General features: G+C 45.0%; 22 protein-coding genes (1 of these 22 only partly in view). 9 read left to right on the forward strand and 13 right to left on the reverse strand.

Features of this window, described 5'->3' with window-relative positions:
• Positions 1–23 precede the first annotated feature (23 nt).
• From ACSQ8P_RS08745 to ACSQ8P_RS08760, 4 genes are all read right to left on the reverse strand, one after another.
• Positions 24–878, reverse strand: coding sequence for an SDR family oxidoreductase (locus tag ACSQ8P_RS08745; protein ID WP_436234821.1), 855 nt, complete (start codon positions 876–878; stop codon positions 24–26).
• Entirely contained in the window at positions 862–1,968 is a 1,107-nt protein-coding gene (gene uxuA / locus ACSQ8P_RS08750; RefSeq protein WP_436234822.1) for a mannonate dehydratase, read from the reverse strand. The genes ACSQ8P_RS08745 and uxuA overlap by 17 nt, the downstream gene beginning before the upstream one ends.
• 30 nt (positions 1,969–1,998) lie before the next feature.
• Positions 1,999–2,676: a GntR family transcriptional regulator gene (locus ACSQ8P_RS08755; protein ID WP_436234823.1), complete on the reverse strand. Its 678-nt coding sequence runs from the start codon at positions 2,674–2,676 to the stop codon at positions 1,999–2,001.
• Positions 2,677–2,877: 201 nt separating this feature from the next.
• Complete coding sequence (locus tag ACSQ8P_RS08760) at positions 2,878–3,957, reverse strand: ParB/RepB/Spo0J family partition protein (protein ID WP_436234824.1); 1,080 nt, start codon at positions 3,955–3,957, stop codon at positions 2,878–2,880.
• Positions 3,958–4,183: 226 nt separating this feature from the next.
• Here ACSQ8P_RS08760 and ACSQ8P_RS08765 point away from each other — a divergent pair, with 226 nt between their 5' ends.
• Entirely contained in the window at positions 4,184–6,499 is a 2,316-nt protein-coding gene (locus ACSQ8P_RS08765) for a bifunctional diguanylate cyclase/phosphodiesterase (protein WP_436234825.1), read from the forward strand.
• Positions 6,500–6,565: 66 nt separating this feature from the next.
• On the opposite strand, the gene ACSQ8P_RS08770 is transcribed toward ACSQ8P_RS08765, so the two are convergent.
• Positions 6,566–7,372: a histidinol-phosphatase gene (locus tag ACSQ8P_RS08770; RefSeq protein WP_436234826.1), complete on the reverse strand. Its 807-nt coding sequence runs from the start codon at positions 7,370–7,372 to the stop codon at positions 6,566–6,568.
• Positions 7,373–7,383: 11 nt separating this feature from the next.
• Entirely contained in the window at positions 7,384–8,286 is a 903-nt protein-coding gene (locus ACSQ8P_RS08775; protein ID WP_056613689.1) for a LysR family transcriptional regulator, read from the reverse strand.
• Between the two features lie 262 nt (positions 8,287–8,548).
• Between ACSQ8P_RS08775 and ACSQ8P_RS08780 the strand changes: the two genes are divergently transcribed.
• Positions 8,549–10,075 (forward strand): MDR family MFS transporter, encoded by a 1,527-nt coding sequence (locus ACSQ8P_RS08780; RefSeq protein WP_436234827.1) that lies wholly within the window; start codon positions 8,549–8,551, stop codon positions 10,073–10,075.
• Positions 10,076–10,088: 13 nt separating this feature from the next.
• Complete coding sequence (locus ACSQ8P_RS08785; protein WP_436234828.1) at positions 10,089–10,667, forward strand: PadR family transcriptional regulator; 579 nt, start codon at positions 10,089–10,091, stop codon at positions 10,665–10,667.
• A gap of 99 nt (positions 10,668–10,766) precedes the next feature.
• Here ACSQ8P_RS08785 and ACSQ8P_RS08790 read toward each other — a convergent pair whose 3' ends face one another.
• Positions 10,767–11,561 carry a TIGR01457 family HAD-type hydrolase gene (locus ACSQ8P_RS08790; RefSeq protein WP_436234829.1) on the reverse strand — a complete coding sequence of 265 codons (795 nt, stop codon included), beginning with the start codon at positions 11,559–11,561 and terminating at the stop codon, positions 10,767–10,769.
• Complete coding sequence (locus ACSQ8P_RS08795) at positions 11,558–13,237, reverse strand: PAS domain-containing sensor histidine kinase (RefSeq protein WP_436234830.1); 1,680 nt, start codon at positions 13,235–13,237, stop codon at positions 11,558–11,560. Before ACSQ8P_RS08795 ends, ACSQ8P_RS08790 begins: the two co-directional genes overlap by 4 nt.
• 281 nt (positions 13,238–13,518) lie before the next feature.
• On the opposite strand from ACSQ8P_RS08795, the gene ACSQ8P_RS08800 reads away from it, so the two are divergent.
• Together ACSQ8P_RS08800 and ACSQ8P_RS08805 are read left to right on the forward strand one after the other, a co-directional pair.
• Positions 13,519–13,977: a chemotaxis protein CheX gene (locus ACSQ8P_RS08800; protein ID WP_436234831.1), complete on the forward strand. Its 459-nt coding sequence runs from the start codon at positions 13,519–13,521 to the stop codon at positions 13,975–13,977.
• Between the two features lie 74 nt (positions 13,978–14,051).
• Positions 14,052–14,828: an SDR family NAD(P)-dependent oxidoreductase gene (locus ACSQ8P_RS08805; RefSeq protein WP_436234832.1), complete on the forward strand. Its 777-nt coding sequence runs from the start codon at positions 14,052–14,054 to the stop codon at positions 14,826–14,828.
• Positions 14,829–14,871: 43 nt separating this feature from the next.
• Here ACSQ8P_RS08805 and ACSQ8P_RS08810 read toward each other — a convergent pair whose 3' ends face one another.
• Positions 14,872–15,135: a DUF2573 family protein gene (locus ACSQ8P_RS08810; RefSeq protein WP_436234833.1), complete on the reverse strand. Its 264-nt coding sequence runs from the start codon at positions 15,133–15,135 to the stop codon at positions 14,872–14,874.
• 411 nt (positions 15,136–15,546) lie between these two features.
• On the opposite strand from ACSQ8P_RS08810, the gene ACSQ8P_RS08815 reads away from it, so the two are divergent.
• The 3 genes from ACSQ8P_RS08815 to ACSQ8P_RS08825 all read left to right on the forward strand — a co-directional run bounded on the left by ACSQ8P_RS08815 (position 15,547) and on the right by ACSQ8P_RS08825 (position 18,243).
• Complete coding sequence (locus ACSQ8P_RS08815; protein WP_436234834.1) at positions 15,547–16,122, forward strand: RNA polymerase sigma factor; 576 nt, start codon at positions 15,547–15,549, stop codon at positions 16,120–16,122.
• A gap of 86 nt (positions 16,123–16,208) precedes the next feature.
• Positions 16,209–17,645, forward strand: coding sequence for a DEAD/DEAH box helicase (locus ACSQ8P_RS08820; protein WP_436234835.1), 1,437 nt, complete (start codon positions 16,209–16,211; stop codon positions 17,643–17,645).
• Between the two features lie 52 nt (positions 17,646–17,697).
• Positions 17,698–18,243, forward strand: a complete 546-nt coding sequence (locus ACSQ8P_RS08825; protein WP_436234836.1) for a hypothetical protein — start codon at positions 17,698–17,700, stop codon at positions 18,241–18,243.
• Positions 18,244–18,325: 82 nt separating this feature from the next.
• On the opposite strand, the gene ACSQ8P_RS08830 is transcribed toward ACSQ8P_RS08825, so the two are convergent.
• The 4 genes from ACSQ8P_RS08830 to ACSQ8P_RS08845 form a co-directional block, all read right to left on the reverse strand.
• Positions 18,326–19,507 (reverse strand): MFS transporter, encoded by a 1,182-nt coding sequence (locus ACSQ8P_RS08830; protein WP_436234837.1) that lies wholly within the window; start codon positions 19,505–19,507, stop codon positions 18,326–18,328.
• Complete coding sequence (locus tag ACSQ8P_RS08835) at positions 19,504–20,328, reverse strand: HAD family hydrolase (RefSeq protein ID WP_436234838.1); 825 nt, start codon at positions 20,326–20,328, stop codon at positions 19,504–19,506. The genes ACSQ8P_RS08830 and ACSQ8P_RS08835 overlap by 4 nt, the downstream gene beginning before the upstream one ends.
• On the reverse strand, positions 20,321–21,097 hold the full coding sequence (locus tag ACSQ8P_RS08840) for a DeoR/GlpR family DNA-binding transcription regulator (RefSeq protein ID WP_436234839.1): 777 nt from the start codon (positions 21,095–21,097) through the stop codon (positions 20,321–20,323). The genes ACSQ8P_RS08835 and ACSQ8P_RS08840 overlap by 8 nt, the downstream gene beginning before the upstream one ends.
• Before the next feature lie 153 nt (positions 21,098–21,250).
• On the reverse strand, positions 21,251–22,906 hold the full coding sequence (locus tag ACSQ8P_RS08845) for an FAD-dependent oxidoreductase (RefSeq protein ID WP_436234840.1): 1,656 nt from the start codon (positions 22,904–22,906) through the stop codon (positions 21,251–21,253).
• 210 nt (positions 22,907–23,116) lie between these two features.
• On the opposite strand from ACSQ8P_RS08845, the gene ACSQ8P_RS08850 reads away from it, so the two are divergent.
• On the forward strand, positions 23,117–23,381 hold the beginning of the coding sequence (locus tag ACSQ8P_RS08850; protein ID WP_436234841.1) for an S-layer homology domain-containing protein. Its footprint extends 950 nt past the window's final position; only the first 265 of its 1,215 coding nucleotides appear in the window; it begins with the start codon at positions 23,117–23,119; the stop codon falls past the right edge of the window.

Below are 23,381 nucleotides of genomic sequence, written 5' to 3' on the forward strand. Positions count from 1 at the left end.
CCGGATTACTAGAATAACTTAATCTAAACGCCCGAATAAGCCATAAAACCGCCATCTACAGGGATCGTCGTACCAGTAACGAAGCGGGACATATCGGAATCAGCCAACCACAGCAACGTGCCTAGTAAATCCTCCGGCTTACCGAATCGACGCATCGGTGTGTGGGCAATGATTTTATGAGAGCGGTCCGTCAGACTGCCATCCTCTTTCATTAACAATTTGGCATTCTGCTCCGTCAAAAAGAAACCAGGTGCAATGGCATTAACACGAATGCCGCTTTCTGCCAAATGAACAGCTAACCATTTCGTAAAGTTATCGATAGCCGCTTTGGCTGCGCTGTAGGCAGGAACTTTCGTCATTGGCGAAGGTGCGCTCATGGATGAGATATTGATCACGGTTGCACCCGTTTTGCCATGCATATGCTTAGTGAACACTTGCGTAGGAATTAATGTGCCCACGAAATTAAGATCAAGCACGTTGCGGAATCCAGCGATACTTAGATCATAAAAGGATTGCACATCTGGATTCGACACATCTTCCATTTTGAAAATCTCATTCGTCGTATTCGCGCTGGCATGGTTGCCACCTGCGCCATTAATTAGAATATCACAGGTACCCAGCAATTCAATCACGGAAGCTGCAGCTTGCTCCACACTTTCAGCTACAGTGACATCGCAGGCAACGGCAATCGCTTCGCCACCAGCGGCTTCAATTTCACGAACCACGGCCAACCCTTTCTCATGCGTACGATTCAGAATAGCAATACGCGCGCCTTGTCTAGCTAGTTCCACAGCCATTACTCGGCATAATACGCCAGCGCCCCCAGTAATCACAACGACCTTCCCTTGTAAGGATGGGAAATTAGTTAATCCGCTCATATGCAGTAACAGCTCCTTCTTGTAAAGTAGCGCCTTGGCGACACAGCATGTCCCAAAGTCCCCATAAATACATGATACCTAATGCACGATCGTACAACCCATATCCAGGTCTGCAACGCTCATCCCAAATATGTCGGCCATGATCTGGACGGCAAAAGCCTTCGTAATTGTTCGCATGAAGCGCCTGCACAATGCCTGACATATCAACCGTGCCATCCTTCGTACGATGAGAGGTTTCGATGAAATCACCATTTTCAAACACGCGAACATTTCTAAGATGGGCAAAAGGAATCCGATCCGCGAATTCTTGCACGATCGAGACAATATCATTGCTCGGGTTCGCACCGAGCGAGCCACTGCACATCGTAAGCCCGTTAAACGGGCTGTTATGCAAGGCTAAAAAGCGGCGAATATTCGCTTGGCTCGTCATTAATCTAGGCAATCCAAAGACAGACCATGGCGGATCGTCCGGGTGAATCGCCATTCGAATACCGTGCTCAGCGGCCACGGGGATAATCTCATCCAAGAAATACTTGAGGTTTGCCCAGAGCTGCTCTTCGGTGACATCCTTATAGGCGTCAAATAGCTCCGTCAAATGAGCAAGTCGCTCAGGCTCCCAGCCTGGCATGCTGAAATCAGGGTTGGCATTAATCCGCCCAACATGCTCAGCAAGGTCGAGATTGGCTATTTTACTTTTTTCATAAAATAAAGCAGTAGAGCCGTCTTCCAGCTCCTTATGTAAATCCGTCCGTACCCAATCGAATACAGGCATGAAATTGTAGCAAATGACTTTGACCCCAACCTGTGCTAACGTGGCGATCGTCTTCTTATAATTAGCGATGTACGTATCGCGACTGGGCAATCCTAATTTAATATCCTCATGAATGTTGACGCTCTCAACGACCTGCATATGCAGCCCCGCACGATCAGCCTCGGCTTTGATCTTCTGAATCTTATCCATCGGCCACTCTTCACCAGCAGGAACATCATGTAGCGCCCAGACGATACCTTCAACACCGGGAATTTGTTTAATTTGCTTAAGCGTGACCGTATCGTTGCCCTCTCCAAACCAGCGGAATACCATTTTCATAGATGCACAATCGCCTCCAATATAGTCAACCTATTTGAAATACGTAGGGAACTTCTCTTTTAATAATGCTTGATCAGCAATGCCAACTTGAAGATGGGCGCGTATTAATTGCTCTGCTGTATCAGGCTGCTGCTCTTTGATGGCTTCCACAATCTGCCCATGCTGCGCATAGAGCTCATCCCAATGATGATCAGTCGCAAGTCGAAGCATTCGGGTGCGGTTCAAATGCACATTAATTTGCCCAATGACCGCCCAGGTGTTCATTTTCTTGCAGCCTTCGAAAATCGTCCGATGAAACTCCTCATCAAGCTCAAACATTTTCTTGAAGTCTCGTTCATCCATACACACTTTCTGCAAGGCTAAATTCATTTGGAGCAAGCGCAGGGACTCTTCAGGAAAAGAGATACAGGCCAAGCGAATAACGGCGCTTTCCAGATGTTCGCGAATGAAGCGTGCTTCATCCACAAGCTCCAGATCAATGCGAGACACAACCGTGCCGCGTTGCGGATATATATCCAGCAAGCCTTCCTGTGCTAATTGCACGAAACTTTCCCGAACAGGTGTCCGACTCACATTGAAGCTTACCGACATTTCTTTCTCCGAAATGGTGGCACCTGGAAGCAGGGTTAGACTCAGAATTTGAGCCTTTAGCGTGTGGTAAACGGCATCTCGGGTCGAACTAATCAGAGGTTTTTTGAATAAATCCATGTGGATCTCCTTTGCAAAATGAAGCCTAAACCCATACTACCATACTTGTATGGTAGTATGGAAGTGAAAAATGAGCAGCGCACCTTCGTTGATTTGGATCGCATACCGATCTGAACAAGCAATAAAACACCGCATGTGATTCGTGTTTTCCTCACTAGGAATAGTACGAATCACATGCGGTGTAGGTTAATTTTAACAATTTTAACGAGAGACAGCTAAGCTTTGAACGGTTCTCCAAGCTTCCAATTGCTTCTCCAACTGTTCCACTAACGTCGAGACGTCTTGGGAGAACTGCTCTCTTTGTTGCTCATTCATCCCATCCTGCTCCAGCTTTAGCTCGCTAGAAGTAGGTGGAGCGGGAATCGTTTGAAGCAACTGATGAAGCCTAGCCTGTAACAGCGATCCAGCAGTAACAGTTACATCAACTTGTGGTACAGCAAGCTGAGCTTCAGCTGGTATCCCCACGTTAGTTACCTCTTTAACCTGCGCTGGCACTTCGACTTCTTGAACCTCAACTTTCGTCTTCTCAGCTTTTGCAGGTGCCTTAGCTGCGATCGGCTTCGCTCGTTCAGCTCGATTGTTCTGGAAGGTAGACCAGGTTTCAATTAATTCAGGCCCTGATTTATAAAGCAGTTGACCCTTGATTCTATCAGAGATGTCTTTATCCTTAAACATCTTCGCTATTTTCTTTACATCGCTGACAGGCATTTCATCCCGTGCCATGATTAGGGCTAATGGATCACGATGCTCCATGGGGAGATCCTTCAGCGGCAGCAATTGATCCTCCGTAAGCTTATCTTTGCGAATTTCTGTGCCGCCCACGATAAGTTTCTTTACGGAGTTCCCGAACTTAAGCAGCTCACACTTATTTTTGATATAGCTTTCAGGTTTGCCAAGCTTACCAGAGAGATATTTAATAGATGAGCTAAATTTCGCATCATGCATAAGCTTATGAAAGGCTTCTGCTTCCTCAATGGGAGAGAAGCCTTCTCGTGTTAGATTTTCAGCAATCTGCTCCAGATAGATTTCCATCTCATCCGTAACCGTGGATACGATGCAGGATATGGTTGGAAGCCCGAGCATTTTGCTAGCCTTATATCTGCGATTGCCATAAATGATCTTATATCGGTTGTTGGCGGTTGTGCGTACTTTGATCGGAGAGAGTAAGCCAATTTCCCCAATGCTTTTCATTAATTCTTGAAGTGCCTCTTCATCGAATTGGTAGCGGGGTTGATCCGTGTCCTCGTCAATGAGATGCATAGAAATAGTATGTATGTCCATCTTCATATCTCCATTCGTTCAGGGTCATCTAGTCTAATTATATATCAAGGATGAGAGTGTGGGAACGCCAATTCGATAGAAAGGATTTGGAAGGGATTGGTAGGGGGTGTTCTGGACAAGCTTGGGGGCAAATAAATGTATTGCCAGTAAGGGAGAGGAGATGAAATAATAGAGAAAGATGTCGAATAATGACATTGCTTCAAGTCAAATTTGGGAGGAGAGACCTATGAACAAAATGCAGTATTTATTCTTATCCCTCATCTTTGTTCTTCTGTTTACTGCATCCGATCCGGTTCTCACTACCTACAAAACATCGCTGCTGAATGAACTGCAAAGCACGGAGGCTGCTCAATTGTCTGCCAAAGCCGTTGCCTTACAGTCCGTCATTAATCGTAATTTCAATGTAATGGTAAGTCTTGAAGCGTACGTTAGCACAAGCTACTTGAAAGACAAAAGTGATCAAGAGGTGCAATCTTATATTGAAGCGTTGTATGCGGGTTCACGAGCGTCTGCCTTTAATGTTGTCATAGCACCACATGGGGTCATGAAGTTCGTCTATCCCTCGAAAGGGAATGAGAATATTATTAATTGGGATCTTCTGAAGGATCCTCGTGAGAATGTCCAGAGACAAGTTCTTCTAGCCTTGCAAACGAAAAAAATGACGACAGAAGGCCCTTTTACACTGCTTCAAGGTGTGCAAGGTTTGGTAGCTCGTAAAGCACTTTTTCAAGACGGTGTTTTCTGGGGCTTCGTCTCAGTTGCCGTTAATGTGGACGAATTACTAATTGAAGCAGGGATCAGAGACGGTGCTTCTGAAGGGCAGAGAATGGCCATTCGTATTCCAGGTATGCCAGCGTTCTATGGGGAAAACGCAACGTTCAATCAATCGCCTTTGATTACGGTGATCGATCTTCAGGATTCGAAATGGGAACTTGCAGCGAACCCTCCCGCGAATGCGGTAAAAACGATCAATAATCAATTGCTCATCATTCGATGTGCCATACTCCTCGTTTTATTTCTAGGCTTATTTTTCATTTTCTATATCATTCGACAACGTGATCGGCTCAGTCAAGCAGTGGATGAGCGAACACAAGAGTTACAGAACGCGAATGAAGATTTGACAGCAGCCAATGAAGAGCTGATTGCAGGTCAGCAGGAGCTTCAGCAGTCTACGGAGCGGATGCAGGAATCTGAACAAATGTTGTCCTATATGGCCTACCATGATGTACTGACAGGGATACATAATCGCACACATTTTCAAATGATTTTGAAAGAACAAATTACTTATAATCAGATGAAGGGTAACTCTCTTGTCGTCCTTTTCTTTGATCTGGATAACTTTAAAATGGTTAATGATTCACATGGGCATCATATGGGGGACTATATGCTGCAAGAGGTTGTTCTTCGCATTCAGCAATCCAATTTGGCTTTCCATACCTTTGCTAGATTTGGTGGAGATGAATTTGCGATTTTGTTAGAGAATTGCGCAAGCGAACAGGAAATTCAAGCCTTCTGTGGTCAACTCATTGCTGTCTTGAAACCGCCTTGTATATTGGCGAATCGTGCTTTCTTTATTAATGCGAGCATAGGCATTGTGCAGTATCCGTATGGCGGTGAGACGTGGGATGCACTGTTGAAAAATGCCGACATCGCCATGTATATGGCTAAGAAAGTAAGTGGCAGTTCCTTTAGCTTTTTCAATCAACAAATGGAGATGCTATCGATATCAAAACTGGAGATGGAGAATCATCTCCGTCAGTCGCTGGATCGAAATGAGCTTGAAATTGTATATCAACCACAGGTTGATTGCATGAAGGGGGCAATTACGGGTGTTGAAGCACTTTTGCGTTGGAATCATACGACGAAAGGCTACATTTCGCCATCCGATTTTATTCCAGTCGCAGAGGAACTAGGCCTTATTGATGTGATTGGTGAATGGGTGCTCCGCGGCGCGTGCAGTCAGATGAAAGCTTGGCATCGTCAAACAGATGAACCGCTGATGATCTCCGTTAATCTTTCTGTCAAACAGTTGCATGATGAACGTTTTGTGGATAAGGTTATTGCAATTCTGGAGGAGACCGAGCTGGAAGCGCGATACTTAGAGATGGAAATCACGGAGAATGTAGCGATGCAAGACAAACAGATGGGCGTTCTGAATAGACTTCGCCAACTAGGAATCTCCATTTCCGTGGATGATTTCGGTACGCATTATTCATCCTTAAGTTATTTGAAAAGGTTCCCAGTTACGAAGATAAAACTAGATCAGTCATTTGTTCGCGGTGTTCAAACCGATGGCAAGGATCGAGCCATGATTAAAGCTATCATTTCTGTGGCGAATGCTTTTCAGCTGCAAATGATTGCGGAGGGAGTCGAGACTGAGGAACAGGCGGACTTCTTGGTTGCGAATGGATGCCATCACATCCAGGGCTATTATTTTTATAAACCGATGAAACCCGAACAGTTCCAGGCTATTTTAAAAGAAGAGCTGCATGGAAAACTGGCTTTCTTAGGAGCACAGTCCATTCATAACTATCATATATGAGTACATACCAAAGAGGTGCCCCTTTACGGGGGCACCTCTTTGGTATGTGGGAAAAGAAAAAGTCCACTATAGCGCGACAATTTGCTTCTGCTTATTTTCGAAATAGACCCAGTGCTGGAAGCCAATTTCCTTCAAGGTTTTCTGAACTTCTTCCCAATCGTCAGCAACGCGGCTAGGGACATGAGCGTCAGAACCGAAAGTAACCTCAACCCCGAAGTGCAGCGCACGTTCTAGAATTGCGTGTGAGGGATACCAGCCGCCAACATCTTTCGTTTTCCCTGATGTATTAATCTCGATGGCAACGCCGGATTCTCCGATGATTTTCAGTGTCTCATCAACCTTAGGTGTCGCAATATCGGAAAATGCAGGGTAGAAGCCTTTCATTGCATCGATATGCCCAAGAATCTGGAACATACCTGAACGAGCGGATTCAGCAATCAGACGATAATACTCTTCCTTGTGCTCAACGTGCTCAGCTGCGTTCAACTTCTTCCATCTGTTGCGATTGAAGATACTCACCCCACCAGAGAGATGGACAGAGCCTATGATGTAATCGAACGGATACTTTGCGTATTCTTGCTTATAAATCTCCACGTGCTCTGGGAAATAATCAGACTCCACACCTAAGAGTACATTTATTTTGCCTGCATACGCTTGTTTGAGATGAAGTACTTCCTCAATATAGCGAGGAAATTCGCTTTTTGCCATGGCGATGGCAGGTTGGGCACGATCTTCGGAGCTTCCAAAGTAGGGGGAGTGATCTGAGATGCCAATTACTTGAAGGCCAGCTGCAATGGCTGCCTCAATATAGTCACGTATGGTATCTTGCGCATGTCCGCACCGCTCATGATGCGTATGTAAGTCGAATTTCACAGCAAATCCTCCTATTCTGAACCAATAAATTGCGTTTCCGGCATTCCTTTGAGATCGCGAAGAAATTGTTGCATGGCAGAATTCAAGTATCTTCCTGACTTATATACTACGCCTACAGGATGCGTAATATCCAGTTCGTTCACTTTTACCATTTTCAATGAGCCATGTCTTAGTTCATCAGCAACAGACATTTTGGAAATGATCGCAACACCTAGATTTAACTCCACCATGCGCTTCACTTCCTCACTGCTAGACAACTCCATGACAATATGAGGCGAGACATCATAGGATTTGAAGATTTGATCGACGAAACGCCGACCCGCAGTTTCTGGGGAGAGCATGATAAACGGAATGTTTCTAAGCTTCTCAATAGATAAATGTGTGAAACGACTAAGTGGATGATGTGTGGAGACGATGAGTTCGAAATTATCATAGTAAAGCACGGACGTCTCCAAAGCTGGGTTCTTCTCAAACAAATACGTAATCCCAATATCGATATGACCGTTTTCCACGGATGTCATGATCTGAGAAGAGGTCATGGAATGAATGGTCGTTTTAATCAGCGGGAATTGATCTTGGAAATAGGAAAGGACCCTCGGCAAGATCTGCATGGCAATGGAAGTCGTTGTGCCAATATGGATATGACCTTGAGGGGTTTGACTCAGATCGGAAAGACGCTGTTTCAGGTCACTGGTGATCCGCAATATTTTTTCCGCATGCTCCAAGAAAAGCTTCCCACTATCCGTTAAAGTAACGGGCTGATTACGATCTATGAGAATCGTACCGAATTCATCCTCAAGACTTTTTATTTGCGCGGAAACGGCAGGTTGGGTCAAGTTTAGAATTTCACCAGCTTTACGAAAGCTCATCGTCTTGGAAATCGTGAGCAGGGTTTCTAACTGGTTCATATTCATGAGATTACCTCCTGCAAGTTAGATGTAAAGATCAAAGGTACAAATAAAATTTATCGAAATTGTAAAGGGCATAAAAACCTTTTCTGACTTTATTATATGATAGGAAGTACTAACTAGGCAACATGACAGGATAATTGCCGGTCACTGCGCACAAGCTACCGATGTAAGGAAGAAGATAACTGAAAATATCTTTGCAAATTACTCAAATTTGAATATAATAATTTATGTAATTTAAAACATAATGAGTAAGGAGACTCTAATTATGTCTTTAACACGTAAATCAAATCCGACATGGACGGTTGTAGCCTTGATGCTTGGGCTCTTGCTGGCTTCTCTGGATCAAACAATCGTATCGACCGCGATGCCAACGATTGTATCTAAGCTTGGCGGCTTTAGCCAATTTGTTTGGGTATTCTCGGCCTATCTGATTGCCAATGTGGCGGCAATGCCCATCTTCGGTAAACTATCTGATATGTACGGCCGTAAATTGTTTTTCATTATCGGAATCATTGTCTTTATGATTGGATCCGCGTTATGTGGAACAGCATCTTCGATGACACAGTTAATCATCTACCGTGCGATACAAGGTATTGGTGGCGGTGCGTTGATGCCGATTACGTTTGCTATTATTTTTGACATTTTTCCTCCAGAGAAAAGGGGTAAAATGCAGGGCTTATTCGGCGCAGTTTTCGGATTATCCAGTGTGCTTGGGCCTATAATTGGGGCTTACTTTACCGATCATGTCACTTGGGAATGGATTTTCTTTATCAATTTACCTCTAGGCATTATATCTTTGATTATGATTATTTTCTCTTATCATGAGTCCGTTGAACATAGTAAGGCTAAGATTGATTGGGGCGGTACGGTTGTATTAACGGCAGCTATCGTTTCACTTATGTTCGCATTGGAGTTTGGCGGCAAAGAGTATGCTTGGGGTTCGATGCAGATTATTGGTTTATTTGCAGGATTCGTTGTGCTGTTAGCAGGTTTTATTCTTATTGAGAAAAACGCTGCAGAGCCAATTGTACCGTTAGATTTGTTCAAAAATCGGTTATTTACATCCAGCATGGGAGTTAGCTTTGCTTATGGGGCGGTTCTCATATCAGCGGGGACGTATATTCCATTGTTTATCCAAGGCGTATTCGAAGGCTCAGCGACATCGGCTGGCTCGACATTAACTCCAATGATGCTAGGTGTCGTCGTAAGTAGTGCATTAGGTGGTCGCTTCATCGGTAAATTTTCTTATCGGAATGTGCTTCTTGTATCAGTCGCTCTTCTTCTGTTGGCAACATCGCTACTTGGCGGCATTTCTATTGATTCTGAGAGATGGGTGATTACAACCTACATGATTATACTCGGACTAGGTATTGGCGCTTGCTTCCCCATCACGTCGATGTCTGCACTCCATAAAGTCGATTTCCGTCGCCGGGGTACGGTAACATCCTTGGTTGCTTTCTTCCGTTCAGTTGGTTCTGCGATCGGGGTTGCAATTTTCGGAAGCATTCAAGTAAATGCATTGAAAGACAACATCACGAAATCGTTGAATGACCAAGCCATGGCAGAGAAGTTCCAGGACGCGCGGATGCTTCTTCAACCAGAGGTGAGAGCGAATATTCCAACTGAGGTACTGCATAAACTGCTTACCGCGTTGGCGGATTCGATTGCCGTCGTTTTTCAAACAACAATCGTCTTAGCCATACTAGGTCTTGCGTTCATTTTATTGATGGGAAATGCTAAACTAGAAGTTGGTAAAGCGCCTGTTAAAGGAGATGTACCAGTAGGACACTAGGGGGTTAACGCAAATGTCGATGAAGCTGGTCATACTCGGTCTATTAATGGAAGCCAATCGGCATACCTATGAGATTCGTCAAACGATGAAAGAACGCGGCATGACGAATTATATGAAGCTGCAGGACGGCTCGCTCTATTATGCTATGGATCAACTGCATAAGGATGGTCATGTCGAAGCGCTAGAAGTTGTGCGGGATACGAATCGGCCCGAGAAAACCATTTATCAAATCACCGAAGCAGGTAAGCAAAAATTTCAAGAACTGTTGTCTCATCAACTGCACGAAGAGATCAAACATTATCATCCGCTTTATGTTGCACTGCCATTTACCGTTCATGGTGATCAAGCTAAGATTGCGGGGATTCTTGAGCATAAAATTTTGGAACAGAAAATGATTATGAATTTGATGAAAAGTCTTTACAATGAGCATTTGAACATTGTTCCACGCGTCGTCTTGCATATGATGGTAGGCAGCTATAAGCGAGCTTTCACCGAGTTAAAATGGCTAGAAGCGCTTCAGCAGGATGCCCGAGATGGCAGGCTGCAGGAAAGAAATACGGAGCTCGATGTGGATTGGGATCGGATCGAGTGAGACAAATTGAAAAACGCACTACCTTGGTCAACAAGGTAGTGCGTTTTTTGCTATTGATCTCGGAGAGGGCTTATGTCACGCATCATCCGCCATCCCTCACTAGTTCGATAATGCTAACGCATTTAGCTGCGCAATGAAATGTGGCAAATCCGTGCAGACCAAGTCCGGCGTCAAGCCAGCCGACGCCAGCTGCTCGTCCACATTGTCTGGCCTGGCGACGCCTGTCAGCACAAGGGCCGTCCGGCACCCCGCCATCGCGCCTCCGCGGATGTCGGTGTGCACGTTATCGCCGATGACCCAGACATCGGCGGCAGGCAGACCGAGCCGCTCAATGGCATACGCCATGATGATCGGCGAAGGTTTACCGATCACCACCGGCTCCACGCCGGAGGCGGCGGTGATCGAAGCGGCCAGGGAGCCCGCCCCTGGCATAAGCCCTCCATCCGACGGAAGCATCCGGTCGGGATTGGTTAAGACATAGGTCGCGCCATGCTTCAGATGGCGGACCGCTTCCGTCAGCTTCCCATAGGTGAAGCTGCGATCAATGCCCTGGACGACGTAATCCGGCGTCGTCTCATTCAAAGCGAAGCCGGCTGCGTCTAGAGCAATCCGCAGGCCGTCTTCGCCGATCATATGCACGCGCTGGCCAGCGCGCTGCTCGGTCAAGTACTGCGCAGCCGCCTGCGAAGACGTATAGACGGCTGCCGCGGGTACCTCCATGCCGAGCGCTTGCAGATGCTCGGCAACCTGTTCGGGGGTGCGAGACGAATTGTTCGTCACCAAGAGGTAGGGCAATTGTTCCTGCTGCAGCCATTGCAGGAAAGCTGCGGCGCCAGGGATAGGCTCATGCCCTCTATAAAGTGTGCCATCTAGATCGATTAGAAATCCGTTCATCTTGTTGCTTCTCCTTTAGATAGGTAAGTTGTTGTTGGCAGCGTGATCTCGACGATCGTACCCTCCGTAAGTTTACTGCTAATTTTCATGAACCCACCGTGCGCTTCAATGATCCGATAGCAAACCATCAGGCCTAGTCCTGTTCCCTTTTCCTTTGTGCTGTAGAAGGGTTCCCCAAGTTTGGGGAGACGTTCAGGCGCAATGCCACAACCCTGATCCACGAAACGAACAAGAATTTGATTGCCCGAGCCTTTCAGCTCTGCATGAATCTGCAGATTCCCACCTTGCGACATCGACTCTATGGCATTTTTCATAATATTAATAAAGACCTGCTTAATTTGATTCTCATCACACGTAACAGGCGGAAGCCCAGAGTCGACCTCTGCTTCAATTTCGATATTTGAGAGGAGTGCTTGAGGCTGAAGTAACTCTACGGTGCTCATGATGATCGTATACAACGTACTAGTAACGAAATGGGTAGCCTGTGGTTTGGATACAAACAAAAACTCATTCACAATGAATTCTATACGCTGCAGTTCTTTTTGCATAATTTCGATGTAATATTGTTCCTTGGCAGAGCTTGTTTTGAGCAGCTTGAGGAATCCTTTTAACGCGGTCAGCGGATTGCGGATCTCATGTGCAACACCAGCAGCCAACTGTCCAACGGCAGATAGCTTATCTGATTTTATTAACAATTCCTGCGTTTTCTTCAATTCCGTAATATCACTGAATGTAATGACGGTACCTAGCAGCTGGCCACCTCCATCAAGCATAGGGCTGGACATGTACTCAACTGGAAAGCTGGTTCCATCCTTTTTCCAGAACAGATCTTCATTCATTATCGCGCCTTCACGCTGAAGCATCGTATTTACTGTCGTGTTTTCCTCACGAATCACCAAAGTTCCATCCTCATGAAGAGGTCGAATAAGGTTATGTATACGTCTACCTAGCATTTCGTCCACTTTCCAACCGGTGATGGCTTCCGCTGCTTTGTTCCAGAAAATGGTGCGTCCATTCGTATCAAATCCATATATGCCTTCAGAAACCGAATTGAGAATAAGTTGATTTTGTTTATAGAGCTTATCAATTTCTTTCTTCTGTTCCCTGATCTCGGTCAAATCTTTAAGAATAGCATAAACTCCAACGATTAGGTTGCCCACCTTGGTAGGAACAAAAGTTACATTAGAGGGAATAGGGATACCATTTTGATGTAAAAATGAAGCATCGAAATTTTGGGGCATTCCTTCTGAAGCTACTTGGAAATGGTGCAGCGTTTTGAGTAGATCCGGAGGATGGATCATTGGAAGAAATGAAGCAGATTTGGACGATTCCTCACCCAACCCTAGCAAGCTCTCAAGTCCGTGATTCGAAGAAAGGATCTCACCATCCAAACTAAAGGAAATGATGGAATCAGGATGGTTATCAAATAGTGATTTATATCGCTCCGCAGTTTCTGAAATCCTGATTTCACGTCGCTTGAGTAATCTTATTACGAATAAGGCGAGTATCATAAATACGACGAACATACTACAATCAAGTACGATACTTGCCATGCGGTTATGTTGAAAAAATGATAGATGGTGCAAACCAAAAAAATTAATACCGAAGATCGTTATGCCACCTATTAGGTAGATCGTGAATTTTCGCATACTTACAGGAGGGGGGTTCATCGTCATTGACTCTCATCTCTCCTTTTTGAGATTCTCTTTCATAGTTTAACAGGAATTGATATTATTTTGTATAATTTACCATTGTTTTTGTATTTTATTTTATTTGGAGTCGTTTTAATGCTAAGTTTCGACAATTTAAGTATGAAGGTAGAATTGGGGCGTGTATCTGAGTAGATAGAACTATTTTTGTGAAATTGACAGTATACTTGTCCTAAAATATTATGTATAATGTTGAAAAAGGTCGTTTTTCTGTGGAACTTATTCACAAATGAGATCGGAGCGGAGCTATGAAGGCTGAGTACATTAATCCCTTTTTGGAGTCGGCTAGAATCGTCATCGAGCAAGTTGCTAACATTCGCCCAACGACAGGGCAGCTCGGCATTAAAGACGTCAAATTTGTGGAAAAGTATATCTGGATCCAAATTGGTATGACTGGACAAATGGAAGGCGACGTCGTCTTCGGCTTGGCTGAAGATGTTGCTTTGAAAATGGTGTCTGCCATGATGGGTGGATTCGTTATCACTGAGATGGATGAAATGGGAAAGAGTGCCATTTCTGAACTGGGTAATATGATTAGTGGTAATGCGAGTACGATGCTCTTTAATCAAGGCGTTCGGGTAGACATTACGCCACCGAAGTTAGTCCAATCTGCAACGGCAGCAGGTTTTGTGCCGAAGAAAGCGTTGACCATTCCTTTAATTATGGATGGTATTGGTGAACTAGACATTCAAGTACTAATTACGTAATATAAGTAAGAACGTTGGAGTACCAGCATTATGGTAACTCCATTTTTTTTGTGCGTAGAAGGGAGTGGAAGAGGTTGGAAATCAAGAACAAGGTTGTCTTGATAACAGGCGCTTCAAGTGGAATTGGAGCTTTGATGGCGCAGCAATTTGCAGCTAAGGGTGCGATTCCTGTATTGACGGCACGACGTACGGATATGCTGAAACAACTCGCTTCAAGCTTGCCAGGGCAACATGCTGTCTACGCCATGGATGTTACGAAGACAGATGAGGTAAATGAAGTTGTGAGTCGCATTATCGCCGAATTTGGGCGTATTGATATACTGATTAATAATGCTGGATATGGCATATTTGAGGCATTTACGGAGGCACCTCTTGCTCATTTTGAAGAGATGATGGATGTGAATTATCTGGGGCTCGTACGATGCACGCAGGCTGTGCTCCCGCATATGTTGACGGCAGGTAATGGCCATATTGTCAATATTGCCTCAATGGCAGGTAAAATTGGCTCTGCCAAATCAACAGCCTATTCGGCAACCAAGCATGCGGTGCTGGGATTTACGAATAGTTTGCGGATGGAACTAGCCAGAACGGGCGTATCGGTGACAGCGATTAATCCAGGTCCGATTGCGACACCATTTTTCGACAAGGCGGATCCGAGCGGTAATTATGTGAAGAACATCGCATGGTTTATGTTAAAACCAGAAAAAGTAGTCAAAGAACTCATTCATGCCATCGAGAAAAACATTCCGGAGAAGAACCTGCCTTTTGTAGCGGGAGTGGGGATTAAATTATTTCATTTGTTTCCTCGCCTATTTGACAAGCTGGCGTCAGGTATCATGAATAAAAAATAAAGCGGCTCCCAGTCACATTGGGGTCGCTTTTTTTCTACCTATTCTACGTTTCTGATTGATCAGACTTTGCTGCTTGTTTCGCTTGATTCAGCGCGCGGATTTCTTCGAAAATCTTTCGCATTTCTGCTTTGCCCTCGGGATGAGATTGATTCCAATGGGAGGCAAGTGCGGGTAGTGCCTTATGAACATGATTGAAGAAAGCCCATATCTTGATTTTCTCAATCATTTCTGGGGACGTATCACCTGTAATAAGTTCTGCGGTCTTGGCGACCAACGTGTTAAAATCGTTTTCGAAATCGGTATGCATGCACGTCATCCCTTCGGATGGAAATAGGGTAGTTGGAGCACTTTTAGTTTACCACATAGGAAAGCATAAGTATTCGGAAACCGAAAACGGCTTTCATATTGGCGATAAAACCTACATGTCTCGGGGTCCCCACAAAGTAATCGGAATTTACTTCGAAGCTTATCATCACTTTGTGGGGTGGAATAGCGGTCGCTCATCCTTGAGTAGCTTCGATAGAGGTTTTCTCAATAGATGAACATGAGGCTGTCAAAATGTCACGAAGTACTCTCCCCCCTTGCATGTAATCGTTTCTTCAAACACAGGAAAATTTTTCCGACTATTTTAACGGTAACGATTGTTTACTCCTCCTTTATAACCTAAAATAAGGTAGATAACCGATAGGTATTTTACCTGTAGGCTAGGGGGGATAGAATGAAGTCACTGAGAGAGATATTTAACAGCGACTTTAATACATTAGATAAGGGTATGCAGGAACAGATTTATAGAGAATTTTACTTGCTCGTTTATCCGATGATTAATTTTATTTTAAGAGATCATGCTGCCGTGGAGGACATTATCCAGGAATCCTTTCTCCGTGCAGTTCACAAAGCCCCTTTATTAACAGAAATCGATAAATATGAGGGCTGGCTTAAGAGACTTACGCGGAACGTAACTCTGAATCATTTGCGCAAACATAGGCGTAACCGTGATGAACTCGAGTCAGAGGTGTTGTTCTCCTTAAAGGAGTCAGCCCCAACATCGGATTATTCGGCTTCACCAGACGTAGAGGTTGAAATGAAAGTCATGAGAGAAGCTGTTATTGCTTATATCAATCAACTTAACCCCGCCTATAGACAGATTATCGCGATGAAGTGGATACATAATTTATCTTATAAAGATATGGCTAGTGAGCTTTGTGTGACCGAAGGCGTTGTGCGTCAGAGGCTTTTTCGTGCAAGGGATGCCATTAAACAGAAGTTTTTGGATGATTGGGGCTCAGACAGATAGAGGGACGGCATCTACATATTTGTTTGCTGAACCACTCTAGCATATAATATGGGCATGAGGTTGGAAGAGAAAAGGGGTATATCGTATTGAGCACGAGTTTCGAACAGCTGCAGATTGCACAGACTTATCTAGATAAATTACAAGAATTAGGGATTGGTGAGCCAACGCCGATTCAAGCGGAAGGTATCCCAGTTCTCCTGCAAGGCAAAGACGCGATTATTCAATCCCAGACGGGAACGGGTAAAACACTCGCTTATTTGCTGCCTGCTTTGGAACGAATTGATCCCGCACAGAAACAATTGCAAGTCATGGTCATTGTCCCTACACGTGAGTTGGGCATGCAGATTATGCAGGAAATTGAGAAATTGACGAGCGGGGGACCGATTCGTTCACAATCCTTAATTGGTGGAGCGGCTGTTGCGAGGCAGATCGAAAAGCTGCGCCTTCACCCGCATATCGTTGTTGGAACGCCTGGACGCTTGCTGGAGTTAATGAAAGTTCGCAAGCTTACGCTGCATCACGTGAAAATGGGCATTGTCGATGAAGTTGACCAAGTGTTTGAACTTGGCTCTATGCAGGATGTAGAAGCGGTACTCAAAGGTATGCTTCGCACTAGTCAAATGGTGTTTGTCTCGGCGACTATTCCTCAAAGCACGGAGCAAGCAGCGGGCAGATGGTTGAAGGATCCGGTTATTATCAAAATTAACCCCTCCCAGCGTACGGCTGAAACGTTGGAACATCACTATGTCGTGTGTCAGGAACGTGAAAAGATAGACACACTCCGAAGACTTGTTCGGATGATTAAGCCAACTTCAGCTATTGTATTCATTAATGTGACTGATGATATTGCACAAGTCGTCGGTAAACTTCAATACGTCGGGCTTTCTGTTGAAGCTCTATATGGAGAGGCGAGCAAGCAGGATCGTGCCAAAGTGATGGGAAATTTCCGTGAAGGGAAATTCCAATTATTGTTGGCGACGGACGTTGCTGCCAGAGGTCTTGATATTGAAGGTGTGACGCACGTCTTCCATTTAGATGTGGCGACGAATGCGGAGTATTACCTTCACCGTGTAGGTCGGACAGGCCGGATGGGCCGTGAGGGGACTTCGATCTCTATCGTGACCTCGAGAGAGCTCTTCATCATCGAAAAATTCGAGAAGCAGCTCGGCATCACGATTGAGCCGAAGGCGATGTACGAGGGCCGGTTGGTTGACCCGGCCCAAGACCGCAGTGCGGCTACGATGCGCAGCCGCCGTGAAGCCGCGCGCCCAAGCGGTGCAGCACCTTCGCGCAGCGGCTCCGCCGGCGCGCGTGAGGCTGCCGCGCCTGCGGGCGCGGTGCGCGTTAGCGCCGCGGCCCCGGACGCGCGCGGCCAACAGGGCGCTGCTCCGGCGAAGCCGGCAGCGCAAGGGAAGACGGCCGCCGCAGGCAAGGCCGTCAGCAAAGCGCAACGCGAGCGCGATCGCAAGAGCAAGGGCGCTCCGCGCTGGCTGAAAGAGAAGCAGCAGAATAAAGAAGAGTAGCGCTAGCGCGCTTCTTCACGAAGGCTACTCATGATCTGCGGGGTGTATAAGCATGCTGAAGAAAGTTACGATCACACTCCTGATGTTGGCTGTCATCGCCGCGGTGATGCTACTCATCATCATCCAGTATGTGAAACCAACAAAGTCGCTAGATCTACAATATAAAGAGATTGCCATAAGCAACAAAATTGCAGAAATGATCCTCTCCCGGAAGCTGGACGTGCGGCTTTCGGAAGAGGAAGTAAATCAATTACTGAAAAAGCAGTTAGCTTCGCACAGCACACTGCCACATGACTTTCGGATGGAAGGTGCAGAGTTGAATCTGCAGGGCGCCATGGTTGAGGCGGATGTAAATGTGAGGTGGCGCGAGCGGATTCCGATCGGTGCTCACGCGATGTTCACATTGGCTTGGGATCCACCGAATCTGGTCATCCAGCATGTGAATACGCAAATCCGGAATTGGCAGCTGCCTAATGCTTGGCTTCAACTTGCTCCTATTGAAATTCCACTGCAATCTTACTTGCCTAAATTAATTGGCATTAAAAATGTGGTGTTCGAAGACAACGCCATTCTCATACAACTAAAGCCATTTCAGTAAAACGAAAACCCTTCCTACCACCTTAGTGGCTGTGAAGGGTCTTTTGCTTTTGCTATCATCTACTTTCCCCGCTCGCATATCATCAAACCTTGGCCCTCAACACTGGAGCCTGCCATTTACGTGTATACATAATAATACCGAACACAACACACATACTGATCAGTACAAACCAGATCGAGACGCCTACATGGAAGTGATCCATGCCCCATCCGACACCAAGCGGCAGGATAGCTCCGCCTAAACCACCAGCGGCAATGAGCGTACTCGTCGTTTGCTCCGTACGTCCAGGCAACAGTTGATTCGCATAAATAAGGGCAACGGCGAACATACCTGACATGAATAACCCAAGCAAGAGGATTACGGCAAAACTACTCCAGAGATTCGTGCTGAACACCCATACGATTACGGTGATCAAACTTAAAGCGAACGAAAAAGCTAAGTATTTAAAATAGGTCATCTTCTCAGCAAGTGCACCTGCGAATAAGCGACCAACAACCATGGTTAACCAGTAAGCAGTGACACCGAGAGTAGAGACGGAGCTTGAAGCATGCAGCTGGTCCTTAAAGATTGACGGTAAGAAATTAACGATCGTATTTTCCATGCCGCAATATAAGAAAAACACGGTCATAAGTAAACATAAAAATATGAACGATTTTTTAGAAAGTACAGGAACTCGCTCGGCTTTCTGCGAACGGTCCGCTTTATGTGCAAGTAATTCATCATGCTCGCCTAAGGAAAGCTTTGACCAAATGATGCCTGTTGCAAGAGCGCTTAGTCCCAGCAGCATAAAGGCAAGTTTCCAAAACCCATTTGCAATGAGTAGACTGGATACAAGGGGCATGAATAAAGCGCCAAGTCCAAAGAAAACTTCAAGCTTGCTGAAGGCAACCGCTTGTTGATCTTTGGCAGCCATGAGGACGAAGGTGCTGATACTGGACTCTACGAGTCCGAAGGAGATACCTGCAAGGAAGGTCAACCCGATAACCATCGGCCAGGGTGGCAGTAAGCCAATGGCAAGCATAGCCACAAACAAGAAGCAAAATGCCATTGTAATCGTACTTCGACGACTGATGCGACGAATGAGTGTAGGCATCGCAAGCACACCTAGCATGAAACCCCCAAACTGCAAAAAGACCAGCAGCCCTCCGCCACTGTAACTTCGACCATAATGGGCTAGTAGTTCAGGCAACACAGCGCCGAAAATAACGTGCGTGCAGCCTGTTAGTAAATAGGATAGGCAGCCCATAATTAATAATCTTTTCATAATGCGGTGCTTCCTTTACGTTCAATCGTAAGCTTATCATTATGAGCCAATACATGGGCAATCGCATCGGAAACAGAATTCACTGTAATCGCGGCATGCTTTTTCACATCCGAATGAGCGGTATGCATAGCGAAGCTATGGGGTGTAATACCGAACATCGAGACATCATTAAAGGAGTCTCCAAAACACGCGATCTCTTCAGGCTTTAATCCCAAATGTGCAATAAGCGTAAGCAGGGAGCTGCCTTTGGAAACTTGATGAGGCATGATATCGAGGCAATCTGTATCAGCCAAATAGATGTCCAATTGATCACAGAGTTCTTCTTCTAACAGTGTCTTGATCTCAAGTAAATTCTCAACTTGCCCGAAAAGTGAATATTTACATATCGGAAACGCATCCTTCAAGGACTGCTCCATCTCGCTTTTTACTTGAAAAGGTTCGAACATTCTAGCTTGAATCTCGTCGGAAGCTGGGTTCAAGTTTTCAATGTAATTGGTATTCCCGGAACAAATCAGCTTAACTACATCGAAAGCTTCGATGAGCTGATATACTTGATGGGCGATGGAAGGCTCAAATAGCTTCGCTTGCAGAAGCGTACCATCCATCAAATGGATGAAGGCACCATTTTGGGAAACAGAATGAGCTTGATGATCGATATCTTGAAGTACTCTCTGCATCTCCAAATTCATTCTACCAGATGCTAGACAAAGCGTAATTCCTGATTCTCTCACTTGCTGTAGAGCTTTCAGCTCCCGCTCTGAGACTTTCTTATGATGGTCAAGCAGCGTGCCGTCCAGATCGCTAACGATTAATTTAATCATTGTGTTCTTCTCCTCCTGCTAGTACAATTTCAACCTCACTGGCTAATAAGCGCTCTTTCATTTCCTCGCTCAGTGCTTGATCCGTAACCAGAATATCTATACTTTCAAATCCTACGACACGATGGAACAGACGCTTGCCGAATTTTGAATGATCTGCGAGAACGATCACTTGATCAGCATGCTCCATCATCGCTCTTACTAAATAACAATCTTCTTCATTGGGGGCGGATAGCCCATTCTCGGAAATACCGCACGTGCCAATGAAAAGCTTATCGACGTGATACTCATTTAACATTTCAATCGCCTTAGCTCCGAAGACACCATGTTGCTTATTATCTAGCACACCACCGAGCATATGAATCGTAATACCATCCTTACGGGTAAGGATAGCGGCTGTTTCAATGGAACTTGTGATGACAATGTTGTTTTTCGTGGTAAGGGCAGTAGCTGCATGCAGTACAGTTGTTGAAGCATCCATCATCAGATAATCGCCATCTTGAACGAGTGTTGCAGCTCTTCTGCCTATCGTCAGTTTAGAAGATGATTCCTCCTGAAGGCGCTGATCATAATTGCTGACTTCTTTAGAAAGCGTAGGTAGAATTGCTCCGCCTCGCGTACGAACGATGGATCCTTGTTCCTCTAATTTGACCATATCTCGTCTAGCCGTATCGCGAGAAACTTCATAGAGCTCACAAATCAGATCTACGGAGATACGCTTATTTGATTTTAAGTATTCTAGGATGGAAACGAGTCGTTCTTCTTGAAACAAGGATATCCACCTCCTTTACTTAAGTATTTGTAAGTGATTATAAGTATATGACTTATTGTATATGCATGTTGCTTGACTTTCAATCCCTTTTTGAAAAGAAAAACCGTGCTCACTCGTTACGTGAACGAGGACACGGTCGATAATACCCTTATTTCATTTTACGGCAGGTTTTTTACGCGTTTTAACATAGCTGGGATAAGTGATCTCGCCAGTATCCAGTTTGCGAATTTCCTCCTCATTCCAACCAGTGATCTTGTTGGTTCCAGTTACTCCAGTCAACTTGATTTGATATCGAGTAGCTAAGTACGTTTGGAGCTTCAGCATGTCTTCAGGTTTAATTTCGCGAAGTTTCTGCTTGCCATGAAGCTGGCCTAAGATGACACCGATGGACTCTGCGGCCAAACTCGTGTTTGGCTGAATACGTGTGCTGCCGTATGCGATCGCGGAGGAACCAACATTTTTTCCTGCTGCTATGACATTTTCATAATTTTTTAGTAAAAAGCTGCGAAGCGGCATGCCGTATTTATCAGGGCGTCCCATCTCAATTCCCCATTTGTTGGCACTCGTTCCTTGGAGATCAAGCGGATAACCGCCAATACTGACATTGTCCCAGAACATCGTACCTGCGAGAAGATCAGATGGTTTTAGGGTGTAGTCCATTTCGTAGTGATTATATTCTCTAATATAAGGGTAAGTTGGCAGTTCACCTAGCTCAGCTTTCTCCCAGCCTGGTAAAGTTTTTCGGAAATGCTGCAAGATTAGGGCTGTTTCTTTATTTCCCAAATAGACTGCTTCTTGCACGGACGCCGGTTTGGCAGGATCCACAGTATAGACTAACAACGCATTGATGAGGACTTCGCCATCGCGTTGATTCACGGCATTCAAACCTCTTAGGAAAACTCGATCATTAGAAGGATGATACGCCTTCGTCATTCCGCTAAGTCCAATGGCGAAACTATCGCTGACACTTCCACCACCGAATTGCTTCCCTCTGTCCTCAGGCTTTAATGCGTTGAAGGTCGTATTGAACTTCTTCCAATCTACGTTTTTAAACTTCATCATCATGCCTGCGCTCATGTACTCAATATCTTTTTGCCCATAGAATTTCTCAAGGCCTGGTAGACGTTTGGTCTCCAAGCGGCTCATTAATGCGGCAAAATCACTATTATCCACCCAATAAGAGGCTGTGATTTTCTTAACTTCATTTGTATTCGTTTTATATAGGATGGATGGAATTTTGTGCATAAAGTCAGGGGTTTGAATTTGTTCAACTTCTTGAATCGTGATGCCTGACTCAATCGGGATGTCTTTACTCAATTTGTTCATATATGTCGTGAATTCTGAAAGTTTTCGAATCTTAGCGTTGCGGAAGCCATCAAATAGTTCCTTAGCGCGACCCTGTACGAGTAAATGTCCTTGTTCATCTCGTGTTTCATCTAGAAACAGCATCTGACTTTGAAGAATTTGACCTCCGAAAGCTTGATGGGGATCTAATATTTTCACTGTGAGGCCTTCATCCTTGGCAGCTCGGGCTAAATAGAGGCCCTCAAGCTCACTTCCAATTACAACAACATCTACGTTTTCAGTGGGATATGTGGCAACGCTCTCTTTTTTCGTATCTTGATTGGGTACGGATGAAGGTACTTCACTCACTTGTGGGGATTCTTGATGTGTAACAGTTGGAGCTACTGCGGTCACGTTCATGCTTCCTTGCTTGAACCAAATCTTGCTGAATGAGAAGGCTGATACAACGATTAGGAGTACAGCCAGAGCAATAACGAGCTGAACTCGCGGGTTTCGTAAGCGCATACATAAGCTCCTTTAAAGTTAGACTATATGGTCTCAGTTTAGCAGTTTCGGGGTGGATTTAATAGACTTTGAGAATTGATTTTAAAAGATTTAGAAGCTCCACCCCCAAAAAATGACATGCCATGGCGAATCCTTGTAGCATAACCAGGAACCCTTCGCGAAGGCTCCATCTTATGTATAAACCATAATGACTAAGGGAGAGATTTTAAAATGAAAAAAAACCTAATGAAAAAATTCGTAGCTACTGGACTTGTACTAACAATGGTAATGGGTGGCGGAGCTGCCGCATTTGCAAATGGAAGTAAAAATGATGATCGTGGTAGAGGTAATAATAACAATGGATCTAAAAACAATACGAACTATACCCAAAATGTTATTAACGGGAACGTTACAATAAACATTAACTTCAACGATATGAAAAATGCTCAATGGGCTATGCGTTACATTGCAAGCCTAGCATCCAAGCGTGTATTTG

Origin of the sequence: Paenibacillus sp. LjRoot153 (genome assembly GCF_964253085.1) — a bacterium.
Taxonomy (GTDB): Bacteria; Bacillota; Bacilli; order Paenibacillales; family NBRC-103111; genus Paenibacillus_E.